The organism is Methylobacterium sp. 13MFTsu3.1M2 (assembly GCF_900112625.1).
GTDB lineage: Bacteria > Pseudomonadota > Alphaproteobacteria > Rhizobiales > Beijerinckiaceae > Methylobacterium.
On sequence record NZ_FOMM01000019.1, the window covers coordinates 71,695 to 96,119 of the forward strand.

Below are 24,425 nucleotides of genomic sequence, written 5' to 3' on the forward strand. Positions count from 1 at the left end.
AACTCGGAGCCTGAGCCATGACGAAACCTCGCTGGGTACGCCGCGATCTGCTGAAATCGTGCTTCCGGGATCTACCGATCTGCGCGGCCGCGTCCCTGCTGCCGACCAGCGGCTCGAGCGCGGCGATCGACGCCTCCGTGGATCCGACGCAGGGCCGCACGCTCGTCTTCGATGAGCCCTTCGCGGAGATCAACGGACGGATCTGGAATGGCGGACCGAAGGCCACGACTGGGCCGTCCGGTTTCTACGGCCGTTCCGCCTTCGCTCCCCTTGCCGGGGCGGAAGGCTTCAAACCCTACGAGATCGTCGCGGATGCGGAGGCCACGGGCGGCACGGCCCTCCAGATTTCCGCGAAATACATCGGACGCAAGATGAGCGTCGTGAATTACTATGGAAACAACACATCCGACTATCAGTGGATTTCCGGAAATTTGCAGACCGGCAGCCGCAGCGGTGTCGTATCGGTCGGCTGGCGCCAAGGCTATCTCGAAGCGCGGATGAGATTCCCGCGGCATCCGCTCACGTGGCCGGCGTTCTGGCTTCTCAACCGGGATGGCATCACCAATGCCAAACGGAGCATAGAGGTCGATATCGTCGAGCATAAGGGTTTCGAGCCGAAGCTCTACGGCGCGTACCTGCACGAATGGGGGCAGCCCGGCGAGCACAACGAAGGCACCGGCGTTCCCACGCCCGTCGACATGACCGAACAGTACTGCCGGTACGGCGTGCTGATCCAGGACGGTCAATGCATTCCTTATTTCGAGCGCAAGCCAATCATCAATCCTAAGACGAACCAGCTCAATATCTGGACACTCACCCGCGCGTCGGAGATGGAACAAGCCGGCGACGTCTTCTGGCCGCTCCTCACATTGGCGTTGCGGACGGATGTCCCGGCCCCTCAACTGACCGAAGCGCAGAAGCTCACCCATATGCGCGTCGATTACTTTCGCGTGTACGCGTAGCCTCGGACGCCGCGCCGACGAATCCGTGAGGGCGGCGAGGCTCGCGCCCGCGACCTGTTCTCATCGCGGACGGCACACCAAGCGCGTCGCTCCGAATCTGACCTGACCGGCTGGCTTTGGACCGGGCTGATTGAGAGGGTCAGTTGGGCCCGAAGGCGTCGGACATGCGGCGCGGTCAGAAGACGAGCGGGGAGCAGGTGGTGCTGAAGCTGCGCCAGATCGAACGCTGGCCGAGCGCTACGGCATCAACCTGAAAGCCGTGGCGAAGTGGAAGACGCGCACGTCCGTCCTCGATCAGCGTACTGGGCCGAAGGAGCGGCATTCGACCGTGCTGTCGATCGAGCTGCGAGGCTGTCAGCAAAGCCTGGGCCGCAGAATCAGAGCACTTCAGGCTCGACCCGCTCCACCAAAGGCCGGGACCAAACACGCTCTCGTCGCGAGTTCAGAGACTTCGTGGGTTGGTCGTCCGACAGTCGTCAGCGGGAAAGGGCATTGCCCCGGCATCCGCTAAGCACGTGATTTAAATGGCGCGCCCGAAAGGATTCGAACCTCTGACCCCCAGATTCGTAGTCTGGTGCTCTATCCAGCTGAGCTACGGGCGCCTGACACGGCGGCGGGCTCTCGGCCCGCCGGTGTGAAGGGGCTTCTAGAGGCTCAGATCCGGCTTGGCAAGACACTTCGGACAAGGACTTCGCGCTCCGCGCATCGTGCCCCGGATCCGGCTCTCTACGGGGCCCGGGCGCTCGCGCGGACGCGCTCCTCCGCGGCCCGGATCGCCTCCGGCGTGCCGACATGCAGCCACTGGCCGTCGAGCCGCATCCCGAACAGCCGCCCCGCCGCGATCGCCCGGTCGAACAGCAGGTTGAGCGAGAACGCGCCCTCCGGCGTGTCGGCGAAGAGGCCCGGCGTGAGAATCGCCACCCCCGCGTAGATGAACGGCGCCACCGCGCGCTCGCCGCGGCGCTCTAGGCGGCCGTCCGGATCCATCACGAAATCCCCGGCGCCCTCGTAGCCGAGGCTGGTGGCGGTCGGCGCCACCAGCAGCAGGCCGTCCATGCGGTCCCCGTCCCAGGTCTCGATCAGCCGGCGCAGGTTGGAGGCCGGCCCCTCGAGCCAGAACGAATCCGAGTTCAGCACCACGAACGGCGCGTCGCCCAGGAGCGGCAGCGCCTTGCGGATGCCGCCGCCCGTCTCCAGCAGCGCCGCGCGCTCGTCGGAGACGGTCGTGGCCGGTCCCGGGGCCGCCCCCTCGGCCCGGCGCGCGAGGTGCCCCTCGATCAGGTCGGCGAGGTAGTGGACGTTGACGACTGCGCTCCCGATCCCGGCCTCGGCGACCCGGTCGAGGGCATGGTCGAGCAGGGCCTTGCCGGACACCTCTACCAGGGGTTTCGGCACGGTGGCGGTCACCGGCCGCATGCGCTTGCCCAGGCCCGCGGCCAGGACGAAGGCGCGGCTGACGGCGGGGCTGGGATCGCTCATGCGGTCGGGAATCCGGTGGTCAGGGGTCGGGCGCCGGGGCGACGAGGCCCGGCAGATGGTCCGCGTGCCAGGCCCGCAGACCGGCGAGCGCCGGATGGGCGAGGTTGCGGGCGAGGTAGCCCTCGATCCGCGGCAGGTGGGCGAGGTAGCCGGGCTTGCCGTCGCGCCGGTCGAGCCGGGCGAAGATGCCGAGGATCTTGGTGGCCCGCTGGGCCGCCAGCAGCGCGTAGGCGGTGGCGAAGGCGCCGACGTCGAAGGTCGGGTCCCGGCCGCGGCGCTCGCGGGCGTAGAGGCCGAGGAGCCGCAGCTCGAACTCCGCGCTGGAATCGACCCGCGCATCCTGCAGCAGCGAGGCGACGTCGTAGGCCGGGTGGCCCATGACGGCGTCCTGGAAATCGATCAGCCCGACCCGCTCCAGCCCGTCGCGCTCGGGCAGCCAGATCAGGTTCGGGGAATGGTAGTCGCGCAGGGTCCAGGTCGGCCGATCGGGAATCGCCCCCTGGAGGGCCGCCCGCCACAGGTCGACGAAGGCCGCCCGCGCCTCCGCCGACAGGCTGACGTTCCGGATCGCCGGGGCGTACCATTCGGGCATCAGCTCCGCCTCGAACAGCAGCGCCTCCATGTCGTAGGGCGGCAGCCTGTGCTCGATCCCCTCCGCCACGGGCAGGACCGGGGGCAGCGGGTTGGCATGGAGCTTGGCCAGCACGCGCACGGCCTCGGCGTAGCGCTCGGGCCGCGGGGCGCCCCCCTCGATCACCGGCTCGCTGCCGAGATCCTCCAGGATGAGCAGGCCCTCGGTCAGGTCCTCGCCGTAGATCTTCGGGGCCGAGAAGCCGAGTGCCCGCAGGCCGCGGTCGAGGGCGACGAAGGCGTGGACGCTCTCGGCGAGGTGCACGATCGCGCTGTAGGGCTTGCCGTCCCGCACCGGCGGCCCGTCGGGTCGCGGCGGCGCGATCATCAGCACCGCGCTGGTGCCGTCGGGCTTGGTCAGGCGCTCGTAGGCGCGGGAGGAGGCGTCCCCCTGCATCAAGGTCCGCTCGGCGATGTCCCAGCCGCTGCGGTCGAGGAGGCGGCGCACCGCGCGGGCCCGGTCGAGGCGGGCGCGCATGCCGCCGGTGCCGTCGATCCGCACGAGCCGCGCCTCGGGGCCGAACTCCGCCCGCAGGGACAGGTCCACGGTCAGCACCGGGCCGGCGCGGGGCGGCATCCGGTCGGGCCACTCCACCAGGGTGATCGCGCCCTCGGCCATCTCGTCGAAGCCGAGTTCCACCAACTCGTCGGGGTCGCGCAGCCGGTACAGGTCGGCGTGGACGATCGGCCGGCCGTCGCGGGCCGCGTAGGGCTGGATCAGCGTGAAGGTCGGGCTCGGCACCTCCAGACGCGGGTCGCCGGCGAGCTCGCGGATGACCGCGCGGGCGAGCGTGGTCTTGCCACCACCCAGGCCGCCGGACAGAGCCACGACGTCCCCGGGCATCAGGAACTCGGAGAGGAACAGGCCGAGATCCTCGGTGGCCGTCTCCTCCGGCAGCACGAATTCCCAGGGCGCCGGATGCGCGGATGCCCCCGCAGCCCCTTCGGCCATCTGCCCGTCCAGCTCGTCTCCGCCCAAAGCCCGCCTCCGAGACCCGAAGACGCATGGTCCGAAAACACGCACCGGATGCAAGCGTTTCCGCCCGGAGCCGCGCGCTTCCCGCCCGCCCGGTGCATCGAAACCACGCTCGCGGGGGTGGCGAAAGACCGCGCCGGGCCCGGGAATCCGTCAGGCCCGGGCGTGGAACCCGTGCCGCCCCGGATCAGCCTCCCCGGAGAGCCCGACGCGCCACGCCTCGGCGTTCCAGGCCGCCGCCGCCGCGAGGGCGTCTGCCTCCGGCATCGGGCGGCCGAAATGGTAGCCCTGGCCCAGGGCGCAGCCCATCGCCGCGAGAGCCTCCGCCTCGGCGCGGCCCTCGATGCCCTCCGCGACCGCCGCCACCCCGATCTCCTCGGCGAGCCGCAGGATGGTCTGGACGATCCGGCGATCGCGCGGCTCCGCCAGCATTGCCCGGACGAAAGCCCGGTCCACCTTGAGCGTGGTGATCGGCAGGGTGCTGAGATGGCTGAGCGAGGAGTAGCCGGTGCCGAAATCGTCCACCGCGATGCCGAGGCCGGCGGCGCGACAGCGCGCGAGGGCGGCCGCGGCCCCGGCCGGATCCTGCATCAGCGCGCTCTCGGTGACCTCGATCTTGAGGGCGCCGGGCGCGAGGCCGGTCCGGCGCAGCATCGCGTCGACGAGGCCCGGTATGTCCGCGCGGGCGAGATCCTGGGCCGTGACGTTGAAGCTCACGAACAGGGAGGGCTCGACGGAGGCGGGCGCGCGCAGGCCGGCCTGCAGGATGCGGGGCACGATCCGGCCGATCGCGTCGATCACCCAGGCGGTGATCGCCAGGATCAGGCCGTTCGCCTCGGCGGCCGGAATGAAGGCGGCGGGGGGCACGAGCCCGCGCTCGGGATCGTGCCAGCGGATCAGGGCCTCGAAGCCGGCGAGGCGCCCGGTGGCGAGCCGCACGATCGGCTGCAGGAACAGCGCGAACTCGTCCCGGGCCAGGGCGCGCCGCAGGGCGCGCTCCTGCGCGAGCGACGCGACCGTCGCGTCGAAATCGGCGCGGGCGGAGGGCGACGGCGGCGCCTGAAGCCCCTCGGCGGAAGCCGGCCCGAGGCGGGGCAGGGTCTCGCGAAACCGGGCGATGAGTCCCTCGAGGCAGAGGCGCAGGATCGGATCGGCGCCGGCGAGCCGCTGGCGGATCTGCGCCGCGTCCACCGGGACGAGCACGCAATCCGCCTCGGCGCGCGCGCCGGCGGAGCGCGGGAGGGCGTCGAGGATGGCCATCTCGCCGAAGATCTCGCCGGGGCCGCGCCGGGCGAGCACGGCCTCACCGCCGTCGCGCCGCCGGAAGATCGCGATGCGCCCGCTCAGGATCAGGTAGGCGCAGTGCCCGATCGCCCCCTCCTCGAACAGGACGGTGCCGGCCGGGAGAGTGACGGGATCGGAGAGGTCGTGCATCGGTCGGGGACGCTGCGCCTTCGCGGGGAAAGCCCGGCGCGAGCTTTGGCACAGCGGCCTTAAGATCGGATCAAGGGCCCGCCGGATCAGCCGCGCGGGATCCCGTGTGCCTTGATCCGCGAGGCCAGCGTCGTCGGCCGAAGGCCGAGGAGCGCGGCCGCGCCGCCCGGCCCGGAGATCCGGCCGCCCGCCAGCGCCAGGGCCGCGACGATCTCGGCGCGGTCGCGCGCCCGGCGCTCGGCCTCGGTGGCGGGCCGCCCGCCGGGCGGCGCGGCCGGGCTGGCCGCGTCCGCGGGTCCGGTCGCCTCACCGTCGGGCAGGTCGAGGCGGAGGCGCCCCCGGGCGGACAGGATCACCGCCCGCTCGATCACGTTCTCCAGTTCCCGGACATTGCCGGGCCAGGAATAGCGGCAGAGGCGGCGGACATCGCCCTCCGTGAGGCGCGGCTCCGGGACGGTGAGGCGGCGCGCGGCGACCCGGAGCAGGTGCTGGGCGATCGGTGGGATGTCCTCGGGCCGCTCGCGCAGGGGCCGCGCCTGGATCGGGAAGACGTTGAGGCGGAAGTAGAGGTCCTCCCGGAAGCGGCCCGCCCGGATCTCGGCGCGCAGGTCCCGGTTGGTGGCCGCGACCACGCGCACGTCCACCGCCCGCGTGCGCGCCTCGCCGACCCGCTCGAACGAGCGCTCCTGCAGGACGCGCAGCAGCTTGCCCTGGAGGTCGAGGGGGATCTCGCCGACCTCGTCGAGGAACAGCGTGCCGCCGTCGGCGAGTTCGAACCGGCCGATCCGGTCGCGCAGCGCCCCCGTGAAGCTGCCCTTGGCGTGGCCGAAGAACTCGCTCTCGAACAGCTCGCGGGGGATCGCCGCGCAGTTGACGCGAATCATCGGGCGGGCACTGCGGCGGCTGCCCTCGTGGATCGCCCGGGCGATCAGCTCCTTGCCAGTGCCGGATTCGCCGGTGATCAGCACGGTGGCGTCGGTGGCGGCGACGCGGTCGACCTGCCGGAGCGTCGCCGCGATGGCGGGCGAGCGGCCGATGATGCCCTGGTGCTGGCGCTCGGCCCGGATCTCCTCCTTCAGGTAGGCGTTCTCCAGCTCCAGGCGCTCCCGGAGGGAATCGACCTCGGCGAGCGCGCTCGTCAGGCGAGCCTCGGCCTCACGGCGCTGGCTGATGTCGCGGAACACGATGACGGCGCCGAGCAGGCGCCCCCGGTCGCGGATCGGCGTCGAGGTGTACTCGACCGGGAAGGCGGTGCCGTCGGCGCGCCAGAAGACCTCGTGATCGACCTGATGCACGGTCCCGTCCCGGAACGCCGCGTAGATCGGGCAGTCGCGGTGAGGGTAGTGGCTCCCGTCCGGGCGGGTGTGGTGCACGGCGGCGTGCATGTCCCGGCCGACGAGGTCGGCGGCCTCGCAGCCGAGCATGCGCGCGGCGGCCGGGTTGACGAAGGTGGTCACGCCCTCCGCGTTGACGCCGTAGATCCCCTCCCCGGCCGCGCGCAGGATCAGCTGGTTGCCCCGCTCGATGTCGCGGAAGATGCGCTCCACGCGCTGCCACTCCGAGAGGCCGGCGCGCATGTGGGCCTCGGCCTCGCCGTCGACCTGGCGGCGGTGGAGGGTGTCCGGGTCCGCCAGGGTGACGAGGAGGCGCATCGCGTCGCCCGGGAGCGGGAAGGCCGCGGTCTCGACCCGCAGGTCGCGTCCGGCCGCGTCGCGCGGCGCCAATGTGCGCGTCCACCAGTGCCCCCGGGCCAGCGCGGCCTCGGTGAAGACCGTGAGCGCCGGGAGCTGGCCCGGGAACAGGGCGCTCGCCCGCGCGCCGCGCAGCGCCGGGCGGCCGTAGCCGAGGAGGCGCGCCGCCGCCGGGTTGGCGTCCGCGACCCGGTCCTCCTCCGGCGCGAGGACCAGCATGGGATCCGGGCTCGCCTCGAAGACCGGCCCGAAGCTTCCGGCGGTACCGGACTCACGAGATAGCGTCATTGGCTCACGATATCTCGTTTCCAACGAGATGTCGTGAGCGACATCCGGCGACCCAAACCTCTGGCAGACCGAGCGATTTCTCCGGCATCCCTTCTGGCACACCCTTTGCCGAGTGAGGCTGTCCGCCCGTCGGCCGGCACCGCTCCCGAAGGGGCGCCGCGACGACGCCCGGCGGATGTCCGCGTCCGGACGCGACCGTCCCCCCTCACCGGTCGCGGTCCGGACGCGCACCCGCACCGGGTGGGTGGGGCCGCGGAGCGCGCGGCCTCACCGGACCCATCGCAGATCGAGATCCGGGAGCCGACGATGAAGCGCGAAGACCTCACCGAGAAGCTTCTCGACATCAAGCGCGAGAAGGGGTGGAGCTGGAAGCACATCCACGCGGAGATCGGCGGCCTGTCGCCGTTCCTGATCACCGCGGCCTGCATGGGCCAGATGAAGCTCCCGAAGGCCCAGGCCAAGCGGGCGGCCGAGCTCTTCGGCCTCACCGCCGCCGAGGAACGGATGCTCAACGAGCCGCCCTATCGCGGCTCGATCCCGTCCATGCCGCCCACCGACCCGCTGATCTACCGGTTCTACGAGCTGGTGATGGTCTACGGAACGACCTTCAAGGAGCTGATCCAGGAGGAGTTCGGCGACGGCATCATGTCGGCGATCGACTTCAACATGGACATGGCCCGCGAGGCCAACAACAAGGGCGACCGCGTGAAGCTCACCATGTCGGGCAAGTTCCTGCCGTACAAGTACTACGGCAACGACGACGACACGCCGGAATACGGCTTCAAGGAGGGGTGAGCGACCCGCAAGGGTATCCCCCCGATCGGGATCCGACGGTCAGGCATCCGGATCGGGCCAGCGACACCGGCCGCGGCGCGCGACGCGCCGCCGTCCCTCACGCCGCCGCCGGGCGGCCCTCCGGCTCCAGGTAATCCTGCACCGGCCGCGCCGGGCCGCCGCGCATCAGCACGTAGAGGAAGGGCACCAGCAGCAGGGTCGCGGGCGTCGCGAAGGCGATGCCGCCCATGACCGCGCGGGCGAGCGCGGCGTTCTGCTCACCGCCCTCGCCGGTGCCCAAGGCCATCGGGATGAGCCCCAGGAACATCGCCGAGGCGGTCATCAGCACCGGCCGCAGCCGGGTCTCGCCGGCCGTGATCGCCGCCTCCAGGGCGCTGCACCCGGTCTCCTCCCGGTGCTCCTTGGCGAAGGTGACGAGCAGGATCGAGTTCGCCGAGGCGATGCCCACCGACATGATCGCCCCGAAGATCGACGGGATCGAGAACGGCGTGCCGGTCACGAACAGCGCGAAGGTGATGCCGCAGAAGGCCATCGGCAGGGCGGCGATCACCACGAACGGGTCGCCCCAGCTCTGGTAGTTCACCGCCATCAGCAGGTAGACGGCGATCAGCGCGATGCCGAGGCCGATCTCCAGGCGGAAGAAGGCCGAGCGCATGTTCTCGATCTGGCCGCGGACGACGATCTTGTCCGGCGCCTCGAGGTTCTTCTGCTCGTCCTCGACGATCCTGTCGATCTCGCGCGCGACCGAGCCGAGGTCCCGGTCCTGCACCGAGGCGAAGATGTCGAAGGTCGGCTGGATGTTGACGTGGCTGATCATGGTCTGCGTCGGCGTCCGGCGGATGTCCGCGAGGCTCGACAGCAGGGTCAGCACCCCGGGGCCGGAGCCGGAGGTCGCGGCGGCGCGCACGAACATCGGCGTGTTGCGCAGGTCGGTGAGCGAGCTGTTGCGGTACTCGGGCGTCTGCACCCAGAGCTGGTAGGGGATGCCGGTCTTCGGGTCGGGCCAGAAATTCGGCGTGACCTGGTAGCTGCCGGACAGCGAGATGTTCATGTTCTGCGCCACCTGCTGCTCGGTCAGGCCGAGCTCGGAGGCGAGGCGCCGGTCGACGTCGACGTAGAATTGCGGCTCGTTGACGATCTGCTGCAGGTGGACGTCGACGAGGCCCTTCGTGTGCTTCAGCCGCTGCACGATGCGCTGGGCGACCTCCAGGTCCTTCTCCTTGTGGCGGCCGGAGACCTGCACGTCGATCGGCGTGAGGACGCCGAAGTTCAGGATCTGGGTGATCATGTCGGCGGGCTGGAAGTAGACGACCACGTCGGGGAAGCGCTTCATGAGCACCTCGCGCAGGCGCTTCATGTAGCCCGCAACCGGGCCGTGCCCCTCCTTCAGGCTGATCAGCATCTGCCCGTCATTGTAGGAGACGAACGAGCCGTCCGAGAACGCGAAGTTGTAATTGTTCGACGGCAGGCCGATGTTCTGGAGGATCTGGTCGACCTCACCCGCCGGGATCACCTCGCGGACGGTGTCCTCGACCTCGGCGAAGACCTGCCGGGCGGTCTCGATGCGCATGCCGACGCGGGTGCGCAGATGCATGGTCATCTGGCTCGCCTCGATCTGCGGGAAGTAGTCCTGGCCGACGAACACGAACAGCACGCCGGTCATGCCGAGCACGCCGCCGACGGCGCCCAGGGTGACGACGCGGTGGCGCAGCACCGCGTGGAGCAGCCCGACATAGCCCCGGTGGAACCGCGCGAAGCCGCGCTCGAACGCGCCGTGGATCCGGCCGGCGAGCCGCAGCGCGGGGGCGCCCACGAGGCCGACGGCCCGGGCGATCCGGCCCCGCCGGGGCGCCGCGTGCTGCGCCGGGTGCGCGTCATGGTGCGCGTCCCGGTCCTTGGCGTGCTTCTGGCGGTATTCCGGCGCCACGATCACGTCGATCAGGAGCGGCACCAGGGTCCGCGACAGCAGGTAGGAGGTCAGCATCGCGAACACGACCGCGAGCGCCTGCGGGGTGAACAGGTATTTCGGCGTGTCGGTGAGCGCGAACACGGCCGTGAAGGCCGCGCAGATCGCGAGCGTCGAGATCAGCGCCGGCTTGGCGATGCCGGCGGCGCCGTGGACCACGCTCTCGCGGAACTCCTCGCCCTCCTCGAACAGCCGGTAGGTGTTCTCGATCGCCACCGTGGCGTCGTCCACCAGGATGCCGACCGCGAGCGCCAGGCCGCCCAGCGTCATCACGTTGATGGTCTCGCCGAGCGCCGCCAGCACGGCGAGCGAGGTCATGACGCAGAGCGGGATCGAGATCAGCACGATGATCGTCGAGCGCCAGGAGCCGAGGAACAGCAGGATGGCGAGACCGGTCAGGGCCGCCGCGGTCAGCGCTTCGTGGAGCACGCCCTCGATGGCGTTCGAGACGTAGACCGACTGGTCGAAGAGCAGCTTGATCGCCAGCCCCTCGGGTGCGGCGGCGCGGATGGTCGGCATCGCCGCCTTGACGTTGTTGACCACGCTGAGGGTCGAGGCGTTGCCGTTCTTGATAATCTGCATCAGCACCGCCTGCTGGCCGTCGGCGCTGACCACGTTGACCTGCGGCGGGCCGCCGTCGCGGACGTAGGCGACGTCGCGCACCAGCACGGGCTGGCCGGCCACCACCTTGATCGGCGCGAGGTTCAGGGTCTCGATCGACGGCGGGGTGCCGTTGAGCTGGACCGGGTACTGCTGCTCGCCGATCTTGGCGAGGCCGGACGGCACGGTCAGGTTCTGGGCCGTCATGGCGTTGGTGACGTCGAGCGGCGTCAGTCCGAGCGCCTGGAGGGCGTTGAGGTCGAGGTCAACCATGATCTGCCGGGGCGCGCCGCCGAAGGGCGACGGCAGGGTCGAGCCCGGGACCTGCGCCAGGGTTTGGCGGATCCGGTACTGGGCGTAGTCGTAGACCTGGTTGAGGCTCTCCTTGGCCGAGGTCAGGGCGAGCTGGATCACCGGCACCGAGGAGGCGGAGTAGCGCACGATCACCGGCGGCTGCGTGCCGGGGGGCATCACGGCACGGATCGAGTTGGTCGAGGACACCACCTGGGCGATGGCGAGATTGAGGCTGACGGTGGGTTCGAAGTAGATCCGCTGCACCGCCGTGCCCTGGAGCGTCGTCGACTCCATGCGGCGGATGTTGTTGACGTTGTTGGAGATGCCGTACTCGGCGTAGGTCGTGATGCGCTGTTCCATCTCCGGCGCCGAGAGGCCGGTATAGGTCCAGACCACCACTACGACCGGGATGTCGACGACCGGCAGCACGTCCTTCGGCGCGACGACGATCGCCCCGACGCCGCCGAGCATCATCAGGACCGCGAGCACGTAGGTCGTGATCCGGAACTTGAGCGCGTAGAGGACGAGGCCCATGCGGTCTCCGCCGTCCGGCCCCGGGCCGGCAACTCCGCGTTGTATACCGGCTCACCGGCTAAACCCGGACTGTTTCGCTATCACGTCCGGTCAGGCAAGGGACGGGCCGCGTCGCCGCAGGTTCGGGATGGCGGCGGCCTCGCGCCCGCGCCGGCGTCCGCGAAGACCCGGCACGGCGGGCCGGGCCGCGTCACCTCGGGATGCGGGTGCCGGACGGGGAGAGCGGTCCCGGCGCGCCGTCCCGGATTCTGCCGGGCGACGGGCCGGCCGGATCAGCGCAGCAGGGCGGACTTGTCGACCTGCAGCGCCCCGGCGATCTCGTCGAGCGCCTTGTGCTCGACCTCGCTGATGCCGTCGATATCGGCCACGTCCGCGCCGATCAGGAACACGTCCTGGCGCTGCTCGATCGGCCGATCCGCGATGGCGCCGACATGGCGCAGGTTCTCCAGCCGCCCGGCCCGAGTCTTGGCCCGGGTGATCGCCTCGTAGAGCTCCTGCTCCACGCGCAGCGTGTCGTAGGATTTCTCGAGGATCGGGTTGGCGCGGATGCCGGTGATCGCCGACTCGATCTCCTCCTCGCCCACGTCGCCATCGGCCACGATGACGTTGGCGGCGGACGAGACCGCGGCCTGCAGGAAGACCGCGTCGCCCGCGTACGACATGATCGTGCGGCCGAACCGAAGGATGGCGTCCTGGAAAATGCTCATGCCGACCTCCCGTCGGGCCTGAGATGGCGGATATTGTGGCGGCGGAGTCAAGATGCGGCCGAGCTTAAGCCCGGGATCGCGGAGGACTAGTCCTCGCGCGGCGGGATCAGGTGGCGGGCTCGTGGCCCGGCCAGTCCCGCCCGAGATGGGCGGCCACGCGGGCCGGATCGTCGCCGACCGCCGCCACGGCGGCCTCGACCTGCTCCACCGGGACCATGAACCGGCGCGCCCAGTAGGCCCGCTCCCAGGCATGGGCGATGTTGACGGCCCGGGGCTCGATCGGGTCCTGCACGCTCTGGTCGGTCATCGGCCTTCCGCATCTGGCGAGGGCCGGGCGGCCCTCCGGCGTGGAGAACGCCGGCCGGGCCCGATCGGGTCCGCGCAGCGAGCGGGGCCCGGTCCGCGGCGAGGACACGCCGCCGTCATCGCGCGCGCAGCGAAGCAAGGACGACCAAGCTCACCGGCCGCCTGTCAGCAGCAGCGGAAGCCCGCGGTGTTGCCGACCCCGAAGCGGGCGTTCTCCCGGTTGCGGAAGAACTCCACCTCGCTCATCGGCGCCTGGTCGGGATGGGTGCGGCGGACATGCTCGGCATAGGCCGCGTAGTCCCCCTGCCCGACCATCAGACGGGCACCGTCGCAGACGCACTTGGACAGCGTCCGGATCCGGTCCCGCAGGTTCGACGACGGCAGCATGGGACCTCCTACTCGGCCGGGACCATGTGCGGCTCGGTCTCCAGCGCGGTCCAGCGATCGGCGCGCCACGCCTTCAGGCAGGCGGCGATGCCGAAGCCCGCGATGGCGACGACGAGGCCGATGAACAGGGCCGCCAGCACCGCGTCGATCCGGTCGTTGAGGATGATCTGGCTCATCTGGTCGGCGTTCTTGGCCGGTGCCAGGATCTTGCCCTCGGCGGCGGCCGCCGCGTAGCGCTCGGCGTGCGCCAGGAAGCCGATCTTCGGGTCGGCCGAGAAGATCTTCTGCCAGCCGGCCGTGAGAGTGCAGATGCACAGCCACGCGGTGGGGATGATGGTCACGAACGCGTAGCGCTCGCGCTTCATCTTGAAGATCACCACCGTGCAGAGCGTCAGCGCCACCGCGGCCAGCATCTGGTTCGAGATGCCGAAGAGCGGCCACAGGGTGTTGATGCCGCCGAGCGGGTCGGTCACGCCCTGGTACAGGAAGTAGCCCCAGGCCCCCACCGAGATGGCGGTCGCCGCGATGCTCGGGCCCCACGACGTGGTGTTCTTGAACGACGGCACCGCGAGCGCCACGAGGTCCTGCACCATGAACCGGCAGGCGCGGGTGCCCGCGTCCACCGCCGTGAGGATGAACAGCGCCTCGAACAGGATCGCGAAGTGGTACCAGAAGGCCATCATCGCCTTGCCGCCGATGGCGGACGAGATGATGTGGGCCATGCCGACCGCGAGGGTCGGCGCGCCGCCGGCCCGCGAGATGATCGTGTGCTCGCCGACGTCGGCGGCGGTCTGGGTGATCACCTCCGGGGTGGTGGCGAAGCCGAGCTTGGTCACGGCGGCCGCGGCGGTCTCGGGCGTCGTGCCGACGAGGGCCGCGGGCGAGTTCATGGTGAAGTAGACGCCCGGGTCGATCACGCAGGCCGAGACCAGCGCCATGATCGCCACGAAGGATTCCATCAGCATGCCGCCGTAGCCGATGAAGCGGGCGTCGGACTCGCTGGCGATCAGCTTCGGGGTGGTGCCCGACGAGATCAGGGCGTGGAAGCCCGAGACCGCGCCGCACGCGATGGTGATGAACAGGAACGGGAACAGGCTGCCCGCCCAGACCGGGCCGGTGCCGTCCACGAACTTGGTGATCGCCGGCATCTGCATGTGCGGCGCCACGAAGGCGATGCCGAGCGCGAGGCCCACGATGGTGCCGATCTTGAGGAAGGTCGACAGGTAGTCGCGCGGGGCCAGCAGCAGCCAGACCGGCAGGATCGACGCCACGAAGCCGTAGCCGATCAGCATCCAGCAGAGCTGTGGGCCCGTGAAGGTGAAGGCCGGCCCCCAGACCGGGCTCGCCGCCACCGAGCCGCCGGCGACGATCGCCAGCATCAGCAGGACGAAGCCGAGGATCGAGACCTCGCCGATCTTGCCCGGCCGGATGTAGCGCGAATAGACGCCCATCAGCATGGCGATCGGGATCGTCGACATCACCGTGAAGGTGCCCCAGGGGCTCTCGGCCAGCGCCTTGACGACGATCAGCGCCAGCACGGCGAGCAGGATCACCATGATCAGGAAGGTGCCGAACAGGGCGATGATGCCGGGAATCGTGCCGAGCTCGGCCCGGATCAGCTCGCCGAGCGAGCGGCCGTCCCGGCGCATCGACACGAACAGGACCATGAAGTCCTGCACGGCGCCCGCGAGGACCACGCCGGCCAGGATCCACAGCATGCCGGGCAGGTAGCCCATCTGGGCGGCGAGCACCGGGCCGACCAGCGGGCCCGCGCCCGCGATCGCCGCGAAGTGGTGGCCGAACAGGACGCCGCGGTTGGTGGGCACGTAGTCGAGCCCGTCGTTGTGGCGCACCGCGGGGGTCGCGCGCTTCGGGTCGAGCCGCATCACCTTGTCGGCGATGAACTGGGAATAGTAGCGGTAGGCGATGAGGTAGACGCAGACCGCCGCGACCACGATCCAGAGGGCATTGATCGTCTCGCCGCGCTGGCTCGCCACGATCGCCAGCGCCGCGGCGCCGAGCGCCCCCACGAGGGCCCAGGGCCCGTGCCTGCCGATCGCCGTACCCATGTCCCACTCCCTGACCGAACGCCTCGCGCGCGGGGCCGCGCGGGGGGCTCCGGCTGGGACTTCGTGGTCCCGGGCTACACGGGCGGGTTATCCTATTGGTCCGGCGTTGACGCAAGCGATCCGAGCTGTGATGCAGCGTCGGCGGCGGCACGACGCCCAATCTGTCACATCGGGTCCCCCGGCACGGCCCCGACCCCCTTCACGGCCCGGCTGCCGAGCTCCGTCGCCGCCCGCCGTCGGAGATGGAAGGGCGCCGGCGCGGTCGGGCCCGCGAGGAGCGCACGACAATGGCGAAGGTCGCATTCCTGGGTCTCGGCGTGATGGGCGGCCCGATGGCCGGACACCTCGCCAAGAAGGGTGGCCACGACGTCACCGTCTACAACCGCACCACCCCGAAGGCCGAGGCCTGGGTGAAGACCTACGGCGGCGCCCACGCGCCCACGCCCCGGCAGGCCGCCGAGGGCGCCGAGATCGTGTTCGCCTGCGTGGGCAACGACGACGACCTGCGCAGCGTCGTGCTGGGCGACGACGGGGCGCTCGCCGGCATGAAGCCCGGCGCGGTGTTCGTCGATCACACCACGGCCTCCGCCGAGGTCGCCCGGGAGCTCGCCGCGGCGGCCGAGGCCAAGGGGCTCGGCTTCATCGACGCGCCGGTCTCCGGCGGCCAGGCGGGCGCCGAGAACGGCGTGCTCACCGTGATGTGCGGCGGCGACGCGGCGACATACGCCAAGGTCGAGGGCGCGATCGGGTCCTTCGCCCGCGCCTGCCGGCTGATGGGCCCGGCCGGCGCCGGCCAGCTCACCAAGATGGTCAACCAGATCTGCATCGCCGGCCTCGTCCAGGGCCTGTCGGAGGGCGTCCACTTCGCCAAGCGCGCCGGCCTCGACGTCGAGGCGGTGCTCGACGTGATCTCCAAGGGCGCCGCCGGCTCCTGGCAGATGGAGAACCGCGGCAAGACCATGAACGCGGGCAAGTTCGACTTCGGCTTCGCGGTCGACTGGATGCGCAAGGACCTGGGCATCCTGCTGGACGAGGCCCGCCGCAACGGTGCCAAGCTGCCGGTCTCGGCCCTCGTCGACCAGTTCTACGCCGAGGTGCAGGCGATGGGCGGCAACCGCTGGGACACGTCGAGCCTCGTGGCGCGGCTGGAGCGCTGACGCCTCCGGCCTTCGCCCGGAGCCGAGGACCGGGCAAGACGGACACGACAGGCCCTCTCTCCCGCGCGAGAGGGGGCCGCACCGGTCGCGGCGCAAGGCGCGCCGGGCTCGCCCGGCGGGTCGGGCGCTCGCCTCAGAACAGCGCTTCGACCTCCGCCGCCTCCGGATCCACCCAGCGCCACGCCTGCCCCATCTGGTGGCGGAACCACGTGACCTGGCGCTTGGCGTAGGCCCGCGTGTCCGCCTGCCCCCGGACGATCGCCGCTTCGAGGCTCATCGCGCCGTCGAGGTGGGCGATCAGGCCCGGCACCCCGTGGGCGCGCATCACCGGCAGCATCGGGTCGAGATCGCGCGCGCGCAGGCGGGCGACCTCGTCCAGCGCCCCCTCGGCGATCATGGTCCGGAAGCGGGCGTCGATCCGGGCGCGCAGCACCGCCCGGTCGGGTGCCAGGAAGATTCTTTGGAGGTTCCGGCCGGCGAGCGGCCCGGGCACCGGGTCGCCGTAGAAGCTGGCGATCGGCCGGCCCGTCGCGAGAAAAATCTCCAGGGCGCGCATCACCCGCATCCGGTCGCTCGGCCGCAGGCGGGCGGCCCCCTCGGGATCGTGCCGGCCGAGCTCGGCGTGCAGCGCCTCGGTCGGGCGGCCCTCGGCCGCGTCCCGCACCTGCCGCCGCACGACGTCGGGCACCGGCGGCAGTTCCGAAAACCCCTGCTCCAGCGCCCGGAAGTACAGGCCGGTGCCGCCGACGAAGACCGGCAGGCGCCCGCCGAGCGTCGCCAGCAGCGCCGCCGCGTCCCGTGAGAAGTGCCCCGCGGAATAGTTCACGGCGCCGTCGACGTGGCCGTAGAGCCGGTGGGGCACCCGCGCCTCCTCGTCCGGGTCGGGCCGCGCGGTCAGGCGGCGCAGGTCCGCGTAGACCTGCATGGAATCGGTGTTGATCACCACGCCGCCGTGACGCTCCGCCAGCCGGGCGGCCAGCGCCGACTTGCCCGACGCGGTGGGCCCTGCGATGAGGACCGCGGCCGGGCGCCCCCCGGCTTCCCCCCGGTCTGGCGGCAAGGCGAAACTCCACGATGCTGGTCGCGGTCCTGATAGCAAACCCGGATCGGCCGTCCATCACCGACGCGGTGCTGGCCGAGACGCGCGCCGTGCTGCGGACGGAGCACCAGCCCCGGATCCTGCACGGCGAGGTGGCGGCGGAGCTGCTGGTGCCGGGCGAGCCCGCGGCCGCGGCGTCCCTCACCGACAGGCTGCGCACGGCGCTGGCCGGCGAGCCGATCGACCTCGCGGTGCTGCCCGCCGACACCCACAGGCGCAAGCGCCTGTTCCTGGCCGACATGGATTCCACCATGATCGAGCAGGAATGCATCGACGAGCTCGCCGGGACGCTCGGCCTCAAGGACCACGTGGCGGCGATCACCGAGCGGGCGATGCGGGGCGAGATCGCCTTCGAGCCGGCCCTGCGCGAGCGCGTCGCGCTCCTGAAGGACATCCCGGTCGGCGCGGTCGACGGGCTGATCGCCGAGCACCTGACCCTGACCCCGGGCGGCGGCACGCTGGTGCGGACAATGCGGGCGCATGGCGCCCACACCTGCCTGGTCTCCGGCGGCTTCACGCTGTTCACCGGCCCGATCGCCGCGATGATCGGCTTCGACGAGCACCGGTCCAACGTGCTGGGCGTGGCGGACGGGCGGCTCACCGGCCTGGTGGAGGACCCGATCGTCGGGAAGGCCGAGAAGCGCGCGACGCTGATCGCGCTGCGCGGGCAGCTGGGCCTCGGCGCCGCCGAGACCCTCGCGGTCGGCGACGGCGCCAACGACCTCGACATGCTGGGCGAGGCCGGCCTCGGGGTGGCGTTCCGGGCCAAGCCCGCGGTCGCGGCCGCGGCGCGGGTCCAGGTCGAGCACGGCGACCTCACCGCGCTCCTGTACCTGCAGGGCTACGCGGCGGCGGAGTTCGTGGGCTGAGGCTCAGTGGAGGGTGCGGGTCAGGGCGATGACCGCGCCGAGCACGGCGAGCGTCTGAAAGCCGATCGCGCCGACGAGCCAGCGCACCGTCTCGACCTTCGCGGAGGCGATCGCGCCCTTCACGGCCTCGATGTCGGCCTTGGTCTCGAGGCGCAGACTGTCCAGGCCTGCTTTGATCTCCATCCGTAGGCCTTCGAGGCCAGCCGTCGTGGAGAGGCGAAGCGTCTCGATATCGGAGGTGGTCGAGAGCCGGAGATTGTCGCTGTCGGCCTTGGTCGTCACGCGAAGGCTTTCGATATCCCCCTGGGTGGCGAGCCGAAGCGCTTCGGTGTCGGCACGGCTCTGGATTTTCAGGGCCTCGATGTCACCACGGACCATCTGAATATCGGCTCGCAGCTCGTAGATATCGGCCTTCGTCGCCAGATTGCTGTCGAAGACGTCGACCAGCGCGTCGGCCAGGCCCTCCGCCTGCTCGGGCGACAGCTTCGCCTTCTCCCGCAGGGCGCGGGCGAATTTCAGGGTGTCGAACGCTACGGCCGCCATGGGTCCGAACCCGTCCGAGCCGCACCGACTCGCGGCCCCAGTGTGCCGTGCCGCGGCGCAGCGTCAATGTGGGACCCCTGAACGCGCGAGGGCCGCCGCCCCCCGCGGAGCGACGGCCCTCGGCGACGCGGATGAGGCCGCTCAGTCGAGGCCGACGGCCACGAAGCGCACGTCGCCGGTGGCGCCCGCCACCAGCAGCAGCACCGACTTGCGCCCGTCCTTCTTGAGGGCGTCGATCCGCTTGGTCACCTCCGCGGGGGTGCTGACCGACTCCTGGCCGACCTCGACGATCACCTCGCCGGGCTGGATCCGCTTGTCGGCGGCGGTCGAGTTCGGGTCGACCCGGGTGACGACCACGCCCTTCACGGTGTCCTTGATGGAGTACTTCTTGCGCAGCTCGTCGGTCATGCCGGAGAGGTTGAGGCCCAGCGCCTGCCGGGTCGCGCTCTCGGGCTCCGGCTGGCGCAGGTTGGCGAGCTGCGGCTTGTCGCCGTCCTCCAGGCGGCCGAGGGTGACGGGCTTCGTCACTTCCTCGCCCTTGCGCATGACGACCACGTCGACCTTCTGGCCGACCGGGGTCGAGGCGACGATGCGCGGGAGGTCGCCCGAGGCCTTCACCGGCGCGCCGTTGAACTTCAGGATCACGTCGCCGACCTCGATCCCGGCGGTCTTGGCCGGTCCCTTCTCGTCGACGCCGGCCACCAGGGCGCCCCGCGCGCCGCCCTTGAGGTTGAGCGCCTCGGCCGTGGTGTCGTCGACGTTCTGGATGCGCACGCCGAGCCAGCCGCGGCGGACCTCGCCGAAGTCGCGGAGCTGGTCGATCACGGGCTTGGCCGTGCCCGACGGGACCGCGAAGCCGATGCCCACCGAGCCGCCGGTCGGCGACAGGATCGCCGTGTTGATGCCGATCACCTCGCCGTCCATGTTGAACAGCGGGCCGCCGGAATTGCCCTTGTTGATGGCCGCGTCGGTCTGGATGTAGTTGTCGTAGGGTCCGGACTCGATGTTCCGGCCCCGCGCCGAGACGATGCCGGCCGAGACCGAGCCGCCGAGCCCGAACGGGTTGCCGATGGCGATGACCCAGTCGCCGGGCCGCATCTTGTCGGAATCGCCGAACGGCACGGCCTTCAGCGTGCGGTCGGCCGGGGGCTTCACCCGCAGGACCGCGAGGTCGATCTTCGAATCCTTGCCGACGATCTCGGCCTTCAGCTTCGTGCCGTCGTGCAGGATGACCTGGATGTCGTTGGCGTCGCCGATGACGTGGTTGTTCGTCACCACGAGGCCGGCGGAATCGATGATGAAGCCGGAGCCGAGGGAGTTCGACTTGCGCTGCTGACGCGGCCCGTCGCCGTCACCGCCGCCACCGCCGCCGCGGCCGCCGCGCCGGTTGAAGAACTCCTCGAACAGGTCCTCGAACGGGGTGCCCGGGGGCACCTGCGGCCCGGCACGGCCGGCGCGGGCCTCGACGGTGGTGGACGCGGAGATGTTCACCACCGCGTCGGTGACCTGCTCGGCGAGATCGGCGAGGGAGGCCGGCCCCTTGGCGAAGGCCGGCACCGGCAGGGCGGTCGCGGCCACGGAGACGGTGACCGAGGCGCCGATCAGGATCGAGGCCATCACCGCGCGGGCGCGGGAGCGGGGCCGCGCCGGGGCGCGGTCGAACGGCGCCTCGGGGGCGCTCGCGACGGGGTGCATGGTCGACCTCTTCATGAACGCGTTTCCGGTCCCGCGGGCCTCGACCGATGGCCGATCGCCCGCGGGTTGTCCTGCACGGTAATCCCCGGGCGCCGGGGCGCCAACGGGCCCCCTCAGCGCGCCGTCCCCGCCGTGGAGCCGGTCGTCGAGCCCGTGGTGGCGCTCGGATCGGCCGGCCCGCGCGGCCCGCGGGCGGCCGGGGCGGGTGCCCGGCCCTGCGGATCGCTGAAGAAGCGGAAGAAGTCCGTGTTCGGGCTGATCACCAGGCGGGTATCGGATCCCTTCAGCCCGCTCTCGTAGGCCTGCATCGAGCGGTAGAAGCTGAAGAAATCCGCGTCCTTCCCGAACGCGTCCGCGAGGATGCGGTTCTTGTCCGCGTCACCCTGTCCACGCAGCTGCTCGGATTTCTGCGTCGCCTCGGCCAGGATGACCGTGACCTCGCGGTCGGCCTTGGCGCGGATCGTGGCGGCGATCTGGTCACCGTTGGCGCGGATGTCGGCGGCCTCGCGCTCGCGCTCGGTCTTCATCCGCCGGTAGACAGCGGCCGAGTTCTGCGCGGGCAGGTCGACGCGGGTCATGCGCAGGTCGACGATCTCGATGCCGAGCGCCTTGGCCTGCCGGTTCACGTCCTCCTGGATCTGGTGCATCAGCTGCCCGCGATCGGTCTTCACGATCGCGTCGCGGGTCGAGCGGGCGAGCACGTTGCGCAGGCCGGAATTGGTGAAGCTCGCGAGCCGCTGGTTGGCCAGCCCGATATTGCCCACCGCCTGGTAGAAGCGCAGCGGATCGACGATCCGGTAGCGGGCGAAGGCGTCCACCTCCAGGTTCTGCCGGTCGGCGGTGAGCACCGTCTGGACTGGCAGGTCGAGGTCGAGCACGCGCTTGTCGAAGACGACCACGTTCTCCATGAACGGGATCTTGAAGTACAGGCCGGGCTTGTCCTCGCCGGTGGCGTTGAGGACGGCCCGGACGCGGCCGAACTGCAGGACGAGCGCCTGCTGCATCTGGCCGACGGTGAAGATCGAGGCGTAGAGGCCGATCGCGACGATGGCCGCGACCACGATCAGGCCGGTGCGGAGAGCCTGTTTCATCGGGCAGCTCCCGTCTGGGTCTGGGCGCGGGCGCCGAACTCGGAGAGCGGCAGCACCGGCAGCACGCCGGCCGCGGTGGCACCGCCGGACTGCGTCCCGTTCTGGTCGATGATCACCTTGTTCACGGAGCCCAGGACCTTCTCCATCGTCTCCAGGAAGATCCGCTCGCGGCTGATCGCCGGGGCGGCCTTGTAGGAGGCGTAGACCTCGCTGAAGCGCGCGGCCTGGCCGGTGGCGTCGGCGGTCGCCTTCGTCCGGTAGGCCTCGGCCTGCTGGACGATCTGGGACGCCTTACCGCGGGCCTGCGGCACCTCGCGGCTGGCGTAGGTCTTGGCCTCGTTCTGCGCCGTGTCGGCGTCCTGCTGGGCCGCGTTCACGTCGATGAAAGCGGGGCGCACTTCCGGCGGCGGGTTGACCGAGACGAGCTGCACCACCTCGATGCGCACGCCGGCGCCGTACTCGTCGAGCGCCTTCTGGACCATCTCCTTCACCTCCTGGGCGATGCTCGACTGCTCGTTGGTGAGGATCGCCTGGATGTTGCGGCGGCCGATCACCTCGCGCATCGCGCTCTCGGAGATCGCCTTGATGGTGCCCTCCGGATTCTGGAGGTTGAACACGAAGTCGGAGGCCTTCAGCGGGTTGACCCGCCACTGCACCTCGAAGTCGAGATCGACGATGTTCTCGTCGCCGGTGAGCATCAGGCTCTCGTCCGGCACGTCGCGGTTGCGGCCCTGCCCGTTCGGGCCGGCGCGGAAGCCGATCTGGATCGAGTTCTGGGAGCCGACATCCGGCTTCACCACCCCGCCGATCGGATAGGGGAAGTTGTAGCGCAGGCCCTCGCCCTTGGTGCCGACGTAGCGGCCGAAGATGGTCTCGATGCCGACCTGACGGGGGTAGACGGTGTAGAAGCCGGTCGCGAGCCAGATGGCGACGGCCAGGACGGCGATCACCGCCGCGCTGCGGCCGCCGCCGACGCCGGTCGAGCCGCCGCCGCCGTAACCGCCGCCCGAACCGCCGCCGCCGCCCGGGATCAGACCGCGCAGGCGGTCCTGCCCGCGCCGGAGCAGGTCCTCGAGGTTCGGCGGCGTCTTGCCACCGCCGCCGCCGCTGCCGCCACCCCAGGGACCACCGCCGTTACCGCCGGGCCGGCCCCAGGGCCCCCCGCCGCCGCTCTGATTGCTCCAAGGCATCCTAGCCGTCGTCTCCTGCCTGTCCGCGCCCGGCCCACGTCCCGACCGGCGCCCCCTGCCTGAACGGCCACGCTCGCCCGCCTAGTCCCGACCATCCGGACCGATCGCACCGCGACCGCTCCCGGCTGGAGGCCTCGAGGGCCCGCACGCGCATCTTCCCGCAGGATGTGCAGGCCCGGCGTGAGCGCGCGCACCCGACAGGCACCTGCGGGCGCACGCCCCGTGCTGTCAAGGCTGGCAGGTGGGCATGCGCGGCGCGGAACGCAAATGCGGCGGCGCGCCTCAGCGTGCGCGCTCCCAGTCGACGAAGGCGAAGGCGTGCTCGTCCCGCGGGCCCGCCGGGTGCGCCTCGCGGAACGTCTCCCGGAAGCGGGCGCGGTCGAAGGCGGGGAATCGCACGTCGCCGGCGGGCTCGGCCTCGACCTCGGTGAGGTGGAGCCGGTCGGCGTGCGGGAGCGCGAGCGCGTAGATCTCGGCGCCGCCGACCACCATCAGCTCCGCCCCGGCGGCGGCCAGCGCGGAGTCCCAGTCGTGGACGGTCTCGACCCCCTCGGCGCGGAAGCCCGTGACCCGGGTCAGCACCAGGGTGCGGCGCCCCGGTAGGGGCCGGCCGATCGAATCCCAGGTGCGCCGGCCCATCAGCATCGGCTTGCCCATGGTCAGGGCCTTGAAGCGCTTGAGATCGCTGGAGAGATGCCAGGCGAGCCCGTTGTCGCGGCCGATCACGCCGTTGCGGGCGACGGCGGCGACCAGGGAAACGATCGGGCTCATACCGCCACCGGGGCCGCGATGGCGGGATGCGGGTCGTAGTTCTCGATGGCGATGTCCTCGAACCGGAAGGCGAAGAGGTCGCGCACCTCCGGGTTGAGCCGCAGGTGCGGCAGCGGGCGCGGCTCCCGGGCCAGGAGGGTGCGGGTCTGCTCCAGGTGGTTGCTGTAGAGGTGCGCGTCGCCGAAGGTGTGGACGAAGTCGCCGACCCCGAGGCCGGTCACCTGGGCGATCATGTGGGTCAGGAGGGCGTAGCTCGCGATGTTGAACGGCACGCCCAGGAAGGCGTCCGCCGAGCGCTGGTAGAGCTGGCAGGAGAGCCGCCCCTCGCTGACGTAGAACTGGAACAGGCAGTGGCAGGGCGCGAGGGCCATCCGGTCGAGGTCGGCCGGGTTCCAGGCCGACACGATCAGGCGGCGGGAATCGGGGTTGCGCCGGATCTCGTCGAGCACCCCGGCGATCTGGTCGACCGTGCCGCCGCCGGGCTTCTCCCAGGAGCGCCACTGCTTGCCGTAGACCGGGCCGAGATCGCCGCGCTCGTCCGCCCACTCGTCCCAGATCGTCACGCCGTTCGCCTTCAGCGCCGCCACGTTGGTGTCGCCCGCCAGGAACCAGAGCAGCTCGTGGATGATCGAGCGCAGGTGCAGCCGCTTCGTGGTGACCAGCGGGAAGCCCGCCGACAGGTCGAAGCGCATCTGGTGGCCGAACACCGAGAGCGTGCCGGTGCCGGTGCGGTCGTCCTTGGCGACGCCCGCGTCGAGGATCCGCCGGAGCAGGTCGTGATAAGCGTCCATCGCCCATTCCTGCGCGCCGGCGCGCCGGCCGGCAAGCGCGCCGCCGCCATATGTCCACCGCCGTCGCGCCGGGAGCCTGCCCGGCGCAGGCCTGCGCGCGG

The 24,425-nt window shown here is 71.2% G+C and carries 20 protein-coding genes, 1 tRNA gene and 1 pseudogene; 5 read left to right on the forward strand and 17 right to left on the reverse strand.

Annotated elements, in window-relative coordinates; all coding sequences use genetic code 11:
• The first annotated feature begins 17 nt into the window (after nucleotides 1-17).
• The gene (locus BM314_RS19400; protein WP_020091249.1) at nucleotides 18-962 is read left to right on the forward strand and encodes a glycoside hydrolase family 16 protein; all 945 of its coding nucleotides are present in this window, start codon (nucleotides 18-20) and stop codon (nucleotides 960-962) included.
• A 220-nt stretch (nucleotides 963-1,182) separates the two neighbouring features.
• Nucleotides 1,183-1,305, forward strand: a pseudogene (locus tag BM314_RS31040) (IS481 family transposase); the annotation flags it as partial.
• Nucleotides 1,306-1,487: 182 nt separating this feature from the next.
• On the opposite strand, the gene BM314_RS19405 reads toward BM314_RS31040, so the two are convergent.
• The 5 genes from BM314_RS19405 to BM314_RS19425 all read right to left on the reverse strand — a co-directional run bounded on the left by BM314_RS19405 (nucleotide 1,488) and on the right by BM314_RS19425 (nucleotide 7,460).
• A tRNA-Arg gene (locus BM314_RS19405) sits at nucleotides 1,488-1,564 on the reverse strand.
• A gap of 124 nt (nucleotides 1,565-1,688) precedes the next feature.
• Entirely contained in the window at nucleotides 1,689-2,441 is a 753-nt protein-coding gene (locus tag BM314_RS19410; protein WP_091927888.1) for a nucleotidyltransferase family protein, read from the reverse strand.
• Between the two features lie 19 nt (nucleotides 2,442-2,460).
• A complete protein-coding gene (gene tsaE / locus BM314_RS19415; RefSeq protein WP_091979702.1) occupies nucleotides 2,461-4,023 on the reverse strand; it encodes a tRNA (adenosine(37)-N6)-threonylcarbamoyltransferase complex ATPase subunit type 1 TsaE in 1,563 nt (520 codons plus the stop codon).
• Between the two features lie 177 nt (nucleotides 4,024-4,200).
• Nucleotides 4,201-5,481, reverse strand: coding sequence for an EAL domain-containing protein (locus tag BM314_RS19420; protein WP_091979623.1), 1,281 nt, complete (start codon nucleotides 5,479-5,481; stop codon nucleotides 4,201-4,203).
• Between the two features lie 86 nt (nucleotides 5,482-5,567).
• On the reverse strand, nucleotides 5,568-7,460 hold the full coding sequence (locus BM314_RS19425) for a sigma 54-interacting transcriptional regulator (protein ID WP_091979625.1): 1,893 nt from the start codon (nucleotides 7,458-7,460) through the stop codon (nucleotides 5,568-5,570).
• A 306-nt stretch (nucleotides 7,461-7,766) separates the two neighbouring features.
• On the opposite strand from BM314_RS19425, the gene cynS reads away from it, so the two are divergent.
• Nucleotides 7,767-8,255: a cyanase gene (cynS, locus tag BM314_RS19430; protein ID WP_029358676.1), complete on the forward strand. Its 489-nt coding sequence runs from the start codon at nucleotides 7,767-7,769 to the stop codon at nucleotides 8,253-8,255.
• Between the two features lie 97 nt (nucleotides 8,256-8,352).
• On the opposite strand, the gene BM314_RS19435 is transcribed toward cynS, so the two are convergent.
• The 5 genes from BM314_RS19435 to BM314_RS19455 all read right to left on the reverse strand — a co-directional run bounded on the left by BM314_RS19435 (nucleotide 8,353) and on the right by BM314_RS19455 (nucleotide 15,118).
• Nucleotides 8,353-11,649, reverse strand: a complete 3,297-nt coding sequence (locus BM314_RS19435) for an efflux RND transporter permease subunit (protein ID WP_091979627.1) — start codon at nucleotides 11,647-11,649, stop codon at nucleotides 8,353-8,355.
• Between the two features lie 272 nt (nucleotides 11,650-11,921).
• On the reverse strand, nucleotides 11,922-12,356 hold the full coding sequence (locus BM314_RS19440) for a tellurite resistance TerB family protein (protein WP_020091280.1): 435 nt from the start codon (nucleotides 12,354-12,356) through the stop codon (nucleotides 11,922-11,924).
• Between the two features lie 106 nt (nucleotides 12,357-12,462).
• Nucleotides 12,463-12,663 carry a DUF3606 domain-containing protein gene (locus tag BM314_RS19445; RefSeq protein ID WP_020091281.1) on the reverse strand — a complete coding sequence of 67 codons (201 nt, stop codon included), beginning with the start codon at nucleotides 12,661-12,663 and terminating at the stop codon, nucleotides 12,463-12,465.
• A 164-nt stretch (nucleotides 12,664-12,827) separates the two neighbouring features.
• Nucleotides 12,828-13,049 (reverse strand): YbdD/YjiX family protein, encoded by a 222-nt coding sequence (locus BM314_RS19450; protein ID WP_020091282.1) that lies wholly within the window; start codon nucleotides 13,047-13,049, stop codon nucleotides 12,828-12,830.
• Between the two features lie 8 nt (nucleotides 13,050-13,057).
• Nucleotides 13,058-15,118, reverse strand: coding sequence for a carbon starvation CstA family protein (locus BM314_RS19455; RefSeq protein WP_091979629.1), 2,061 nt, complete (start codon nucleotides 15,116-15,118; stop codon nucleotides 13,058-13,060).
• Between the two features lie 287 nt (nucleotides 15,119-15,405).
• On the opposite strand from BM314_RS19455, the gene BM314_RS19460 reads away from it, so the two are divergent.
• Complete coding sequence (locus BM314_RS19460) at nucleotides 15,406-16,275, forward strand: NAD(P)-dependent oxidoreductase (RefSeq protein ID WP_020091284.1); 870 nt, start codon at nucleotides 15,406-15,408, stop codon at nucleotides 16,273-16,275.
• A 133-nt stretch (nucleotides 16,276-16,408) separates the two neighbouring features.
• Here the strand turns inward: BM314_RS19460 and miaA are convergent, their stop codons facing one another.
• Nucleotides 16,409-17,335 carry a tRNA (adenosine(37)-N6)-dimethylallyltransferase MiaA gene (gene miaA / locus BM314_RS19465; RefSeq protein ID WP_091979631.1) on the reverse strand — a complete coding sequence of 309 codons (927 nt, stop codon included), beginning with the start codon at nucleotides 17,333-17,335 and terminating at the stop codon, nucleotides 16,409-16,411.
• Between the two features lie 14 nt (nucleotides 17,336-17,349).
• Here miaA and serB point away from each other — a divergent pair, with 14 nt between their 5' ends.
• Nucleotides 17,350-18,243: a phosphoserine phosphatase SerB gene (gene serB, locus BM314_RS19470; protein ID WP_091979633.1), complete on the forward strand. Its 894-nt coding sequence runs from the start codon at nucleotides 17,350-17,352 to the stop codon at nucleotides 18,241-18,243.
• Nucleotides 18,244-18,246: 3 nt separating this feature from the next.
• On the opposite strand, the gene BM314_RS19475 is transcribed toward serB, so the two are convergent.
• The 6 genes from BM314_RS19475 to BM314_RS19500 form a co-directional block, all read right to left on the reverse strand.
• On the reverse strand, nucleotides 18,247-18,786 hold the full coding sequence (locus tag BM314_RS19475; protein WP_091979635.1) for a coiled-coil domain-containing protein: 540 nt from the start codon (nucleotides 18,784-18,786) through the stop codon (nucleotides 18,247-18,249).
• Between the two features lie 141 nt (nucleotides 18,787-18,927).
• Nucleotides 18,928-20,481, reverse strand: a complete 1,554-nt coding sequence (locus tag BM314_RS19480) for a DegQ family serine endoprotease (protein ID WP_091979704.1) — start codon at nucleotides 20,479-20,481, stop codon at nucleotides 18,928-18,930.
• Nucleotides 20,482-20,594: 113 nt separating this feature from the next.
• Entirely contained in the window at nucleotides 20,595-21,572 is a 978-nt protein-coding gene (locus tag BM314_RS19485; RefSeq protein ID WP_020091289.1) for a protease modulator HflC, read from the reverse strand.
• On the reverse strand, nucleotides 21,569-22,762 hold the full coding sequence (hflK, locus tag BM314_RS19490; protein ID WP_042672660.1) for an FtsH protease activity modulator HflK: 1,194 nt from the start codon (nucleotides 22,760-22,762) through the stop codon (nucleotides 21,569-21,571). Before hflK ends, BM314_RS19485 begins: the two co-directional genes overlap by 4 nt.
• Nucleotides 22,763-23,044: 282 nt before the next feature.
• Nucleotides 23,045-23,533 (reverse strand): dihydrofolate reductase, encoded by a 489-nt coding sequence (locus BM314_RS19495; protein ID WP_091979637.1) that lies wholly within the window; start codon nucleotides 23,531-23,533, stop codon nucleotides 23,045-23,047.
• Nucleotides 23,530-24,324 (reverse strand): thymidylate synthase, encoded by a 795-nt coding sequence (locus BM314_RS19500; RefSeq protein ID WP_091979639.1) that lies wholly within the window; start codon nucleotides 24,322-24,324, stop codon nucleotides 23,530-23,532. The genes BM314_RS19495 and BM314_RS19500 overlap by 4 nt, the downstream gene beginning before the upstream one ends.
• Between the last annotated feature and the right edge of the window lie 101 nt (nucleotides 24,325-24,425).